Annotated in this window: 13 protein-coding genes and 1 pseudogene; 11 read left to right on the forward strand and 3 right to left on the reverse strand. The window is 29.9% G+C overall.

Annotation, left to right across the window (positions count from 1 at the left end; all coding sequences use genetic code 11):
- From CI949_RS10555 to CI949_RS10600, 10 genes are all read left to right on the forward strand, one after another.
- Nucleotides 1-655, forward strand: a 655-nt coding sequence (locus tag CI949_RS10555; RefSeq protein WP_290766146.1) for a glycosyltransferase family 4 protein, incomplete at its 5' end; no start/stop codon positions are given.
- Between the two features lie 167 nt (nt 656-822).
- Nucleotides 823-2,601, forward strand: coding sequence for an asparagine synthase (glutamine-hydrolyzing) (gene asnB, locus CI949_RS10560; protein ID WP_290766149.1), 1,779 nt, complete (start codon nt 823-825; stop codon nt 2,599-2,601).
- Nucleotides 2,602-2,720: 119 nt separating this feature from the next.
- The gene (locus CI949_RS10565) at nt 2,721-3,974 is read left to right on the forward strand and encodes a hypothetical protein (protein ID WP_290766152.1); all 1,254 of its coding nucleotides are present in this window, start codon (nt 2,721-2,723) and stop codon (nt 3,972-3,974) included.
- 20 nt (nt 3,975-3,994) lie between these two features.
- On the forward strand, nt 3,995-4,939 hold the full coding sequence (locus CI949_RS10570) for an NAD-dependent epimerase/dehydratase family protein (protein WP_290766155.1): 945 nt from the start codon (nt 3,995-3,997) through the stop codon (nt 4,937-4,939).
- A gap of 40 nt (nt 4,940-4,979) precedes the next feature.
- On the forward strand, nt 4,980-6,149 hold the full coding sequence (locus tag CI949_RS10575) for a glycosyltransferase family 4 protein (RefSeq protein WP_290766158.1): 1,170 nt from the start codon (nt 4,980-4,982) through the stop codon (nt 6,147-6,149).
- Between the two features lie 59 nt (nt 6,150-6,208).
- On the forward strand, nt 6,209-6,832 hold the full coding sequence (locus CI949_RS10580; protein WP_290766161.1) for a sugar transferase: 624 nt from the start codon (nt 6,209-6,211) through the stop codon (nt 6,830-6,832).
- A gap of 10 nt (nt 6,833-6,842) precedes the next feature.
- Nucleotides 6,843-8,114 carry an MraY family glycosyltransferase gene (locus CI949_RS10585; protein WP_290766164.1) on the forward strand — a complete coding sequence of 424 codons (1,272 nt, stop codon included), beginning with the start codon at nt 6,843-6,845 and terminating at the stop codon, nt 8,112-8,114.
- A gap of 62 nt (nt 8,115-8,176) precedes the next feature.
- The gene (locus tag CI949_RS10590; RefSeq protein WP_290766167.1) at nt 8,177-9,091 is read left to right on the forward strand and encodes an NAD-dependent epimerase/dehydratase family protein; all 915 of its coding nucleotides are present in this window, start codon (nt 8,177-8,179) and stop codon (nt 9,089-9,091) included.
- Between the two features lie 234 nt (nt 9,092-9,325).
- Entirely contained in the window at nt 9,326-9,463 is a 138-nt protein-coding gene (locus CI949_RS10595; RefSeq protein WP_166667697.1) for a hypothetical protein, read from the forward strand.
- Between the two features lie 176 nt (nt 9,464-9,639).
- Nucleotides 9,640-9,819, forward strand: coding sequence for a YvrJ family protein (locus tag CI949_RS10600; protein ID WP_089723294.1), 180 nt, complete (start codon nt 9,640-9,642; stop codon nt 9,817-9,819).
- Between the two features lie 41 nt (nt 9,820-9,860).
- On the opposite strand, the gene CI949_RS10605 is transcribed toward CI949_RS10600, so the two are convergent.
- The 3 genes from CI949_RS10605 to CI949_RS10615 are packed head-to-tail and all read right to left on the reverse strand — an operon-like array spanning nt 9,861 to nt 11,751.
- Nucleotides 9,861-10,202, reverse strand: coding sequence for a hypothetical protein (locus tag CI949_RS10605; RefSeq protein WP_110301234.1), 342 nt, complete (start codon nt 10,200-10,202; stop codon nt 9,861-9,863).
- A 3-nt stretch (nt 10,203-10,205) separates the two neighbouring features.
- On the reverse strand, nt 10,206-10,745 hold the full coding sequence (locus CI949_RS10610) for a replicative helicase loader/inhibitor (RefSeq protein ID WP_134059389.1): 540 nt from the start codon (nt 10,743-10,745) through the stop codon (nt 10,206-10,208).
- Nucleotides 10,732-11,751 (reverse strand): hypothetical protein, encoded by a 1,020-nt coding sequence (locus CI949_RS10615; protein WP_134059387.1) that lies wholly within the window; start codon nt 11,749-11,751, stop codon nt 10,732-10,734. Before CI949_RS10615 ends, CI949_RS10610 begins: the two co-directional genes overlap by 14 nt.
- Nucleotides 11,752-12,232: 481 nt before the next feature.
- On the opposite strand from CI949_RS10615, the pseudogene CI949_RS10620 reads away from it, so the two are divergent.
- A pseudogene (locus CI949_RS10620) lies at nt 12,233-12,635 on the forward strand (hypothetical protein); the annotation flags it as partial.

Here is a 12,635-nt window from a genome sequence, read left to right on the forward strand (position 1 = left end):
TCTTATTGAATGGTTGAAATTGAAAAAAAATGAAAAATTTACAGTAATAGAAAATGGAATTGATACTAAAAAATTTAATATTGCAAAACCATATTCTAAAGAAAAATTGGTATCTAAATGTAATGATGACAATATTTTTGTAACTATGGTAGGGCGTTTTTCTGAACAAAAAGATCAAAAAACTTTGATTAAAGCAATAAATAAAGTTAACAAAAATGTTCATTTGCTTTTGGTAGGTGAGGGTAAATTTCTAGATGAACATAAAGAATATGTTAATAATCTAGGCTTAAAAGATAGGGTTCACTTTCTAGGATTCAGAAATGATATAGAAAGAATTTTGAAAACATCTGATATTGTAGTTTTATCTTCTTTTTGGGAAGGATTTGGATTGGCTGCAGTTGAAGGAATGGCAGCAGGCAAACCCGTTATTGCGAGTGATGTTAGTGGTTTGCGGGAGGTTGTTGAAGGCGCTGGTTTAGTATTTGAGCAAGGGAATGAAAAAGAACTTGCTGATATAATAAATAAATTAATTAAAGATGATAACTATTATAATAAAATAGTAAAAAAATGTGTAAAAAGAGCAGATAATTATGATTTGGACAAAATGGTAGATTCACTGGTAACTACTTATAAAAGATTACTTCTAAAAAAGTAATAATACCTAGATTTTAATTGAAAGTTTATATATCGGGGATAAGAAAGGTAGAGATTGTTACATGTGTGGTATAAATGGTTTTTATCAATTTAAAAATAGATTTAATAAAAATAAAATAGAAAATATCATTTCAGAAATGAACAAAAAAATAATTCACAGAGGGCCTGATGCCTGATGAGGATGGGGCTTTTATAAATAATAATATAGGGCTTGGAATGAGGCGTTTATCTATAATTGATTTGGATACAGGCTCTCAACCAATTTTTAATGAAGATAAAACATTAGTAATTGTTTTTAATGGAGAAATATATAATTACAAATCTTTAAAAAAAGATTTATTAAATAAAGGGCATACTTTTTATACAGATAGTGATACAGAAGTAGTTTTACATTGTTATGAAGAATATAAAGAAAATAGTTTTAACAAATTGAATGGTATGTTTGTATTTTCTATATATAATTTAAAAAGTGATAGATTGATAATAGCTCGGGATAGAGCTGGTGAAAAACCATTATATTATCATAAAAACAATGATTTTTTTATTTTTGCTTCTGAATTAAAAAGTATTTTATCTACAAACCTTTTAAAGAAAGAAATTAATATACAAGCCTTAAATCAATATTTTAGATTGACTTATATACCTGCTCCTCTTACTATTTTCAATAATGTTTATAAATTAAAACCAGGTCACTATATTGAAATTAATAAAAATGAAGAAATAGAGCAAAAACAATATTGGAATGTTCAATATAATGAAGAATCTTTAATTAGAGATTATAATGATTGTAAAAATAAGCTTCGAGAGACAATGTTTAAGGCTGTTGAAGAAGCGATGGTTGCAGATGTACCAATAGGAACGTTCTTAAGTGGCGGTATTGATTCAACAATTATTACAGGAATTGCTTCTCAATTATCTAATAAAAAGATTGATACTTTTACTATAGGGTTTAGAGATAAACAATTTGATGAAAGTGGAAGGGCGAAGATAGCAGCAGAATTTCATGATACCAATCATCATATTAAGTATCTGGAGCATCAAGATATCTTGAAACATTTAGATAAAATATTAAAGAATATTGATGAACCTTTTGCAGATCCATCATATTTACCGACATATATGGTATCTAATTTTGCAAGTGGTCATGTTAAAACGGTTTTAACAGGAGATTCGGGGGATGAATTATTTGGAGGATATGATAAATATTTAATCAATTATTATTCTAATTTGTATAATAAAGTACCCAAATGGTTAAGAGAAAATATCATTGAAAAAATCATTTATAAATTGCCTGACACAACTAGTTTTACTAGAAAGATTAGAAAGGTTATTAATAATTCTAATAAAAATGTTTTTGATCAACGCAAGTCTTTAATGTGTTTGGGTTTTGGAAATGAAGAAATAAAACAATTATTTCAAAAGCAATATATTCAAGAAGATAGTTTAGATTTTATAGAGGATTATTATGATGAAGTTGATATGAAAAATGAATTACATAAAACTTTATATACAGATTTAAAAGTTGTTTTAGAAGGTGATATGCTTCATAAAGTTGATAGGACTAGCATGCTTAATTCTTTGGAAACGAGAGTGCCAATGCTTCATAAAGATGTAATTGAACTTTCAGCTCAAATACCAGCTAAATATAAAATAAATACTAAAAATAAAAAAATAATACTAAAAGATACTTTTAGTGATTTAATTCCTGATAAACTATTTAACGCTAAGAAACATGGGTTTAGAGTTCCTATTGACAAATGGTTTAAAAATGAACTTAAATCTAATTTGTTAAATGAACTGAATGAAGAACAAATAAGATCAGAAAAATTATTTAATTATGATTATATAGAAAATATTTTAAATGATCATTTTACAAATAAAGTAAATCGTTCTCGAGAATTATGGTCTTTGTTTGTTTTCGAAAAATGGCTTCATGAATATTTGTAAATTTCAATAGCGCGGATAAGATAAAAAAGATATTTTCTTAAAAATTTAAATCAACCATTATAAGGTAAATTTAAGAAATGTTTTAAATATATTGATAAAAATGGGAGCATTATTAATAAATGAAAAAAAACCTAAAATATTTACTAATTTTATTAGCAACAATTTTGATAGGGATAACATTATTCCAATTAGAATATATCAATGGAATAATATTAATGATATTAATATATATTTTTTTTGTTTATAAATATTCAAAAACAAAAAATAAATTATATTTATTTATTATTATAGCATTTACATTAAGAATGATTTTTATTATATTAGATTATTCATTTGAGTTATTACCCTATGGCTGGGATACAGGTCAGTTTCAGAGTACTGCTTTGTTAATTAAAAATAATTTATATAATTTCAGAAATTTATTTTATAATATATCTGAAAGTACATCTGTTAAAAGTTATTCTCTATTTGTATCTTTTATATATACTATTTTTGGTTCCTATGAAATAAATATCAGAATAATTAATGCCTTGCTTGGGGTATTAATAGCCAGAGAAGTTTATGATATTTCTATATATACAGATTTCAATAAAGAAATGGCTTTGAAAGCGGCCTTTCTTTCAGTTTTTTGGCCTAGTTTTATTATATTTACTTCCATCAACATGAGAGATGCTTTAATAATATTTTTAACACTTAATTTAATTAAACAATTTTTTAAATTTAAAGAACATATAATTTTAAATAAATTGATTTTTCTTTTAGATTTTATTTTTATATTTTATCTTAGAAAACAGAACTTACCTCTTTTCATTTTTATTTTTATAGTTTATTTTATCTGGAAAAAAGTAAAAAACAGTGCATTGATTTATAAAATTATTTCCATTTTAGGACTAGCTTTTAGTTTTTTTGGAGTACTATATTTACTTGAAGCTAATATCTTTCCGCTTTTAAGTTTTGATTATATTGCCAGAGAAATGGAATATAGAACTTCGGGTGGAGCAGCTTATTTAGATTGGATTAGTTATAATAATATATTTGATATGATAATATATCTACCTATAAGAAGTCTTTACTTTTTATTTGCACCCTTCATCTGGGATATAAGTTCAAATATATTTATCATATTTGCTTTTTTAGAATCAACTATGTTGATAGGTATTATTTTATATACTTTAAGAAATTTTGTTATAAGTGATAAGATTTATAATAAAAGAATTCTATTATTATTAATATTTTTAGCTATTGGAGTTTTGGGCTATGCAGTGGTTACTGCAAATTTTGGTACAGCTATCAGGCATAAAATGACTTTTATGATCTTGATATTTATTTTAATCAGTCCATATTTTAATGTGATATCAATAGTTGATGACTAAGGTGCTGGGTGAATGAGAACATGAAATCATTAGTAACAGGTACAGCAGGTTTTATTGGTTCAACATTAACAGAAGAATTACTTCAAGAAGGACACCAGGTAATAGGTGTTGATTGTTTTATAGATTACTACGATCGTTCTTTAAAAGAAAACAACATAAATTCATTTATTGACCATCAAAACTTTACTTTAATTGAAGAAAATATAAATGAACTTGATTTAAAAGAAGTACTAAAAGATGTAGACTATATATTTCATCAGGCAGCACAGGCAGGTGTAAGATCCAGCTGGGGAGAAGACTTTGAGATTTATACCCATAATAATGTCAAAGGAACGCAAAAGTTATTAGAAGCAGCAAAAGAAAGTAATATTAAAAAGTTTGTCTATGCTTCTTCCTCATCAGTATATGGTGATACAGATCAATTACCAATGCAGGAGACTAATAAATTGCAGCCAGTTTCTCCCTATGGAGTATCTAAATTAGCAGGAGAAAATTTAGCATATTTATATCATAAGAATTTTAATGTACCAACAGTATCCTTAAGATACTTTACAGTCTTTGGAGAAAGACAGAGACCGGATATGGCTTTCCATATCTTTATAAAAGCTATCCTAGAAGATCAAAAATTAACTATCTTTGGTGATGGTAAACAATCTCGCAACTTTACCCATGTAGATGATATAGTTAAAGCCAATATCTTGGCTGCAGAAAGTGATTTTGAAGGAGAAATCTTTAATATTGGTGGAGATGGTAAAAGAGTAGTCTTAAATGATGCCATTAATTTAATGGAAGAATTGATAGGTAAAGAAGCCAATAGAGAGTATCAAAAGGTTGTTAAAGGTGATGTAAAACATACCTCAGCGGATACATCGAAAGCTAAAGAATTGCTCGGCTATGAACCTGAGGTTGAGTTTGAAGAAGGACTGGCAAGAGAAGTTGAATTCTTAAAAGAATTATATAAATAATTTTCATAATTCAGATATGATTTAACGAGGAGTAATGCAGATGGAAAAAACAAAAGTCTTACATATTATAACCAGAGTAGTAAATGGAGGTGCAGATGAAAACACCTTATTTACGATCAATGGTTTAGATAAAGATAAATATCAGATTGATTTATTAACAGGTAAAGAAACAGAATCAGAAATATTAAAAAGGATATCTATAGAAAATCACATTAATGTTTATCAGGTTGAGAGTTTAATTCGAGAAATTGATGCTGTCAAAGATTTTAAAGCATTAATGGAGATTTATAAAATCATCAAGGATAATAACTATCAGATTGTTCATACCCATATTGCCAAAGCAGGAGTCTTAGGTAGATTAGCTGCAAAAATGGCTGGAGTAGAAAATATTATTCACGGAGTCCATGGAATTACCTTTCCCGATCAGATACCTATTCATAAAAGAGAATTCTTTAAAAATATAGAAAGATTCTGTGGCTTATTTACCGATAAATTTATAACTGTTGGTGAAGATATGAAGCAGAAATATATTAAAGCTAATGTAGGTAAGGCAGAAGATTACTTAACCATTAGAAGCGGAATGGAACTCTCTGATTTCATGGATGCCAGCAATAATCATCAGGATAAAATTAATAAATTAAAAAAAGATTTAGGAATAGCTGAAGATGATCTTGTAGTCGGTATGGTTTCAAAACTTGAACCCCGCAAAGGCTATAAATATTATATAGAAGTAGCAGAGAAGATAATAGCAGATCATCCAGAAGTTAAATTTTTAATAGTAGGTAATGGCTCTCAATTCGACAAATTAAAAGAAAAAGTTAAAAATTTAAAGCTTCAAAATAATATAATATTTACCGGTTATAGAACAGATATAGCTGATGTTTTTTCAATCTTTGATATAAAAATCTTAACCTCACTCTGGGAAGGTCTACCAAGGGTCTTAGTTCAGGCAGCAGCAACTGCAAAACCAATTGTTACCTTTGATGTAGATGGAGCCTGGGAAATTGTAGATCAAGGGGAAAATGGATATATAGTTCCCATGAAAGATACTTCAGCAATGGTAGAAAAGTTAAAACTTTTAATTGAAGATGAAAAATTGAGAAAAGAGATGGGTAAAAAATCTCAAAAGAAGGTTAATGATAGCTGGACTGTAGAAAATATGGTGGAAGAAACTGATAGGTTATACCAGGAACTAATAAGCCTTAAATAACTTAGACATAACAAAGTAATTATTTAAATAAACTCCTCTTTTAAAGAAAGGATGATAAAATGACCAAAAGAATATTTGACATAATACTTTCACTATTACTAATCATCATTTTATCTCCTTTATTGATAATAATTGCTTTAATTGTTAGAATAGAATCACACGGGCCAGCAATCTTCAAACAAAAAAGAACAGGTCAGTACGGCAGAGACTTTATAATCTATAAATTCAGAACAATGTATCACCACACACCAAAAAATAAAGCAAGCCGTGATTTAGATAATAGAGAAGATTACATAACAAGCTTTGGTAACTTTTTAAGGGTCACCAGCTTAGATGAACTGCCACAGCTTTTTAACATCATCAAAGGAGAAATGAGCTTTGTGGGCCCAAGACCTTTAATTCTGGCAGAAAAAGAATTTCACCAGGCCAGAAAAAACAAAGGAGTCTATCAGGCTAAACCGGGAGTAACTGGTTTTGCCCAGATAAACGGCAGAGATCACTGTACTTTTAAAGATAAAATAGACTTAGATCAATCCTATGTAGAAAACCAGAGCCTCTGGCTGGACATAAAAATAATAATAAAAACAGGAATTAAGGTCCTAAAGCGAGAAGATATATATGAACACCAAAAAGCAGATGACAAAGCAGAAACTTTTCTAGAAAAATTATTTAAATCAAAATAAGGTGGTTTTTATGCAGAATTCAGCTAAAAGAAATAAGATACCTCTGGGTGGAGCACTAGTTTTTTTAATTTTTACTGCTGGCTTTTTAGTCTTAGGAGTCGAGAAGGTAGCCAGTTTTCATCTTTTATCAGCCTTAACTTTAATTTATCTTGTGGGGCTCTTAGATGATTATAAAGATCTAAGCTTTAAAACAAAGCTACTGCTGCAGGTCTTAGCAGTAGCTTATCTCGTCTATTTTGGGATCAGAGTTAATTATATAACCAATCCCTTTGAAGGTTTTATCTACTTTGAAGAATTAAGTTTTCCAGTAACCTTAGTCTGGTTTGTTTTAATGATCAATTTATTAAACTTACTTGATGCCTTAAAAGGTTTAGCCTCAGGTATTGCTATTATTTCATCCTTATTTATTTTAATTATTGCCTGGGATTTAGGCCGCTACCTGACAGTAGTTTCAGCAGCTTTATTACTGCTGGGTTTAATTATCATTAAATACTTAGCCCGCAATCATCAAAACTGGGAGCTCGGTAATTCAGGCAGTATGTTTGTGGGAGCAGTGCTGGGACTGATCTCTATCATCGGTGCTGTTAAAAGTATAACCTTTATTTCCTTAGTCTTACCGGCAATGCTGCTGGGGATTCCAATTATTAATGGTTTAATTGTTTTTTATCAGCTGATCTTTAAAAAGGACTTTGATCTTACTCAGCTTCGTTCAAGGCTCCTACACCACATACTCTTAGACAGCGGTTTAAATGAGGAACAGAGCCGGCAGATACTCTATTTAATCAGCTTCAGCTTTGGTTTAACTGCCTTTTTATTAACTAAAATTGCTACAACTCAGTCTTTTATGATTATTATCTTAGTTTTCTTTGCTCTTTTATTCTATTTTAGAGAATTAAAAAATAGTGCGCAAAGGAAAAATAATCTGGTAAATGTAAAACTCTTAAAAGACGTTCAGCTGAGCCTCTATCAGATTAGAGATAAGCTGCAGTATAAATTAGCCAATGGAGAATTAACTGTCGTTAAAGAGGAAATAGCGGACTTAGAAGAGATATTAAGCAGAAGGCTGCCTCTTTATTTTACAGAAATAGAAGAAATAGAATATCAGCTAAAAGCTGATGAGCAGATTGAAGACCGCTTAAATGATATTTTAAAACTTTTAGAGAAGGTCTTTGATGTCTATAATTCTGAGCTTGATAATTTAGATTATGTACTCCGGGATTATAAGGATGAGCTTAAGGAAACTGTAGAGAAACTGGATGAGATTTATTATAAGCTGAAGTAAGAGTATACTACCCTATTGCGGCTTTTTTAGATTAAAATTAAATCTTAGGATGTGTTAAATCAATGCAGATATTAATCACAGGTGGAGCCGGTTTTATCGGCTCCAATATAGCTGATTATCTAATTGAACAGGGGAAAGAAGTAATAATAGTAGATAATTTAAGCTCAGGCAAAAAAGAAAACATCAACAAAAAGGCTAAATTCTATCAGCTTGATATTAGAGACCAGAACTTAGAAAAAGTATTTCAAGAAAATAAGATCAGCCATGTTATTCATCATGCAGCTCAGATAGATGTGCAGCAGTCAATTGCAGATCCTATCTTTGATGCAGAAAATAATATTTTAGGAACTATCAATCTTTTAGAAATGTGTAGAGAGTACGGAGCAGCAAAAATAATATATGCTTCTTCGGCAGCAGTCTATGGAGAGCCGGAGCATTTACCAATTGCTGAAGAACATCCAGTTAAAGCAATGTCACCTTACGGAATAACAAAACATACAGTCGAGCATTATCTCAAGATGTATGCTGAATTATATGATTTAAAATATACTATCTTGCGCTATGCCAACGCCTATGGACCAAGACAGGATCCCAAAGGAGAAGGTGGAGTAGTTTCTATCTTTTTAGATAAGCTCTTAGCAGAAGAAGATCCAGTAATCTTTGGTGATGGTAAACAGAGCCGGGATTTTATCCATGTCTACGATCTGGTTAAAGCTAATTACTTAGCCTTAGATAAAGCTGACAATCAGCTCTTAAATATCAGCACAGCGGTTCAAAACAGTGTAAATCAGCTTGTAGAAGATTTAAATGAATATCCAGCCTATCAGCTTGAAGCAAGCTATAAAGAGGCAAAACCAGGAGATATAAGGCATTCAGCTTTAGATAATACTAAGGCTAAAAAAATTCTGGGCTGGGGGCCTCAGTTTGACCTGAAATCTGGTTTAAAACAAACTTATGATTATTACACAAAAGAGTAATAAATATTTGAATAAATTAATTTGGGTGCTGCTGTAGATGATACAGTAGTTATTTTTTTAGATATTGTGGAGATACTTTCATAAATTTTAAGGCGGGAGCTTTGTGGGGAGAAACCGCAGGGTTGTCGCCCTGCTAAAAAAATTATATCAGGTCTGTACTTAGTGATTTTTTTACTTTTAAATTATTAATTTTCTATGACAATAGAGTTGAAATAAGAGAACAAATGTATTAAAATGAAGATTGATAAATTAAATCTTTATAACAAAGCGATTTCAAAAGACAGTATAAATAATTTTACTGCCCCTCAATCTTTTAAATATGTTGACGATGATTTTATAGAAGAAAATTTGGGTAATAAATTAAAAGAATAAAGGGATAAGTAATATTAAATTCAGCAGAAGCAGATCTAAAGTAGAAATTAGATAGGGGCTGCTGATAGATCAAAACTTAAAGAAAAATCTATTAAATTTTACAAACCATCCTTCCTCTTTCTCAACTTAAATGATAAAATTAAAGTAAACATAAGTTCAGAAAGGGGTAATGAATTATGGAGCAGTTATTTACATTAATCAGTTCTTATGGTTTTCCAATGGTTTTATCTATTTATCTACTGCTGCGCTTTGAAACTTTGATTAGAGGGCTTAAAGAATCTATTGATACTCTAATTTTACTCAGCAATATCGAATCTGCTGAGCTCAAGAGAATCAAAAAGAAGAAAAATATCTAATTAAAAGAGGCAGCCCCTTATAAAAGAGGCTGCAGGAGTGATCAAAAAGTTATTGTATCAAAGAGTCCAAAATAAGTAATAACATCAATTTTATCTAATTTTGCTTTGCAATCTACAACATTTTTATCACATTCACCTGGATCACAATCACAGCTGTCATTACAGAAACAGGTATTTCTTCTATTCAGTTCTTGAAAAACCATAACCAACACTTTTAACTTTTCTGATTTTCTAAATTCACCAAAACAGTCAATAAAGACCTGGTAATTTGGTAGATTAGGATCACTATTAAGATCTCTTGCTCCCGGAATCCTTTCTATTTCTTCAGCCTTATTCCAGAGCAGGTCATATAATTGGGCTTCTGTATATATTTTTTTAGACATTTTTTACACCTCATCATTTTCTGAGATTAGCAGCAGTTTTTCTTTAAATGCTGGTGGTAAATAGGCTGTATCTTCATTTTTAAGATAAACTTCCTGGTAGATTTTTATAAACTGATTTTTGGTAAAGCTATCATCTTTACTGTGGCAGAGGGCTGCAAAGCCGCCAAAGTTGCGAACCGCCTCTCTGACTGAATCGGGTAGAGAATCCATTCCTTTTTGAGAATTATAATAACCGTATTGATGAACAGCTTTTGTTGCCAGATACCAGGCTTCACCTCCTGTAATTTTAGCAGATCCAGGCTTTTTTAGATTAGCTGCTTCTTTAACTATTTCACCAGGTGTAGGAGGCCATTTAGGATGATTGATAATTAATTTTTTGAGAGCTGCTGTGATCAGCGGGTATTCGTAGTATTTTAAGAAATCATACCAGACTTCAATCATCATCTTATTAGCATTTTCATCATTAACCTTCGGGAACTTAAAGCGGTTAGTATAGCAGCTGTTTAAGTAACTAAGAATTTTAATAGTTTCAGTTTTTTCCATTGTTATCTTCCTCCTCTTTAGCAGCTAAATATAGGTTTTTTAACATATCAGTTTTTTGATTAGATTGAGAGTATTTAGAACTTTTCATTTTGTTTTCCAATTTAATTATTTGTTTTCTTAAAGCACGGGCACTTAAGATATTATTTTTCCAGAACTGATCCTGCTGACTGAAGTTGATAATAGCTTCGATTTCTTGGAAGCTGTAACCTTTTTTTTCATTTGCATTTGCTCCTACAGGACCCAGGCGATGAAGTTTTTCCAGTTCTTTGAGCCATTTTTTAAAACGAGAGTCTGCTGGATCTTTAGCTGGTAGAGGTGCTCTTGGATTATTATTTTCTATTAACTCGATTAAATAGCAGGTCATCTTTTCTAATTTTTTTAATTCTGGGTTTTGATTATCTTTAAAAATTATTTCTGCCTTTTTATCTAGAGTTTGAGTTAGAATTGGAACTGGAGTTGGAGTTTGAGCTTGAGAATCTTTTTGCTCTCTTTTGAGCCCCTTATTTAGATCTAAACTAAGGCCCTTAGTTTGAGTTAAATTAAGGTCATTATTTGAAATTTCTTGAAAAGCTATTTGGAGAAATTTTATGTTCTGACTTTTTTTCTTTAAGAGCTGATAGAACTTGGGATTATATAGTTTAGCTTTTTCAATTAATTCTTTTAATAAAGGCGATTTAGGCAGCTGTTCTAATTTTTTTAATGCTGCTTTACAGTGATTAATATTTTGTAACGGTTGATATTTTAAAGCATTAATGATCAAAACAATAGAATTTACTCTGTCATACTTAATAAAGTTATCAGAGCAGAGCTTTTTAAGTGCTTTATCTATTTCTTTTTTCGTTAATTTAGTATCCTCTACAATATAGCTTAGGGGAAGGTGATAAAGACCTTCAGAAAACCTGTGCTGATTGTTTAGGAGGTAAAGTGCAGTCATCCGTGTTTTAAAATCCCAGCCTCTTACTTTTTCGTCAATCCAAAAATTATCCTGTATCTTATTATAAGACATCAAATCATCCTTTCTTTTTATTAAGAATATTTTCACAATTTATTTTAAAAAAATATCTCCTTTCTTTTTATTTTGAAACGATGATCAGCCTCTATTAATGATATGAATATTTTATCATCAAATGGAAAATATTTTAAGGGTGAAATGTAATTATTTCTAAATAATACATATATTATTTATTATTGTAAATATTGTAGATGTATTGTCTTATTTTATCATCTACAACTCCAAATACGAGGTGAATTTTTGTTTGGCGAGAAATATTATAACTTAGCTATCACAGATGATAATTTTAAATCCCCTTTTTATGAACGTAATAGTAGATTAAATAAATATAGAGACTAAGCATTGCTTAGTTTAATGTTGGAGGGCTTTTAGCTCTCCTTTTTTATTTATCACCAAAATAATAATTTTACTTTATTTCCAATTTATTCTATGATATACTTTATATAGTATAAATATTAGAAGAGGAAGAAATTTAATGCAGCAGTTTGATGTAACGGCTCATAACTATGATTTTGTTTTTAAAGACTCTTTCAATCTTTTTAAGAACGATATTGCTGATTTTTTAGAGGTGGAGCTGCCTGGAATTGCTTCTTATCTGGAAACTGAATTTGCGAAGATTGAGACAAATTTAGAATTACTGGATTTAAACTTTATGCTGAAAGACGGGTCAATCCTTCATCTAGAGGAAGAAGCAGAAATTTCTGTTTCTGACTTAATTCGTTTTGCCAGTTATGATTTAAAGTTGTATAATAGATATAGAGACAGAGTTCGGACGATAGTTTTATGTATTAAGGGCTATACAGATTCAACAGCAGGATTTAACTGCGGCAGTCTCGGTTATAATTCAACTGTTGTAGATATGTCTAAAAAAGATGGCA

Source organism: Halanaerobium sp., assembly GCF_003070835.1.

Excerpts from the sequence above, each read along its gene's own strand:
- CI949_RS10590 (WP_290766167.1), top strand. The coding sequence starts at position 8,177 with ATGCAGATATTAATCACAGGTGGAGCCGGTTTTATCGGCTCCAATATA.
- CI949_RS10570 (WP_290766155.1), top strand. The coding sequence starts at position 3,995 with ATGAAATCATTAGTAACAGGTACAGCAGGTTTTATTGGTTCAACATTA.
- CI949_RS10575 (WP_290766158.1), top strand. The coding sequence starts at position 4,980 with ATGGAAAAAACAAAAGTCTTACATATTATAACCAGAGTAGTAAATGGA.
- CI949_RS10605 (WP_110301234.1), bottom strand. The coding sequence starts at position 10,202 with ATGTCTAAAAAAATATATACAGAAGCCCAATTATATGACCTGCTCTGG.
- CI949_RS10580 (WP_290766161.1), top strand. The coding sequence starts at position 6,209 with ATGACCAAAAGAATATTTGACATAATACTTTCACTATTACTAATCATC.
- CI949_RS10600 (WP_089723294.1), top strand. The coding sequence starts at position 9,640 with ATGGAGCAGTTATTTACATTAATCAGTTCTTATGGTTTTCCAATGGTT.
- CI949_RS10615 (WP_134059387.1), bottom strand. The coding sequence starts at position 11,751 with ATGTCTTATAATAAGATACAGGATAATTTTTGGATTGACGAAAAAGTA.
- CI949_RS10585 (WP_290766164.1), top strand. The coding sequence starts at position 6,843 with ATGCAGAATTCAGCTAAAAGAAATAAGATACCTCTGGGTGGAGCACTA.
- CI949_RS10565 (WP_290766152.1), top strand. The coding sequence starts at position 2,721 with ATGAAAAAAAACCTAAAATATTTACTAATTTTATTAGCAACAATTTTG.
- CI949_RS10595 (WP_166667697.1), top strand. The coding sequence starts at position 9,326 with ATGAAGATTGATAAATTAAATCTTTATAACAAAGCGATTTCAAAAGAC.
- CI949_RS10610 (WP_134059389.1), bottom strand. The coding sequence starts at position 10,745 with ATGGAAAAAACTGAAACTATTAAAATTCTTAGTTACTTAAACAGCTGC.
- asnB (WP_290766149.1), top strand. The coding sequence starts at position 823 with ATGCCTGATGAGGATGGGGCTTTTATAAATAATAATATAGGGCTTGGA.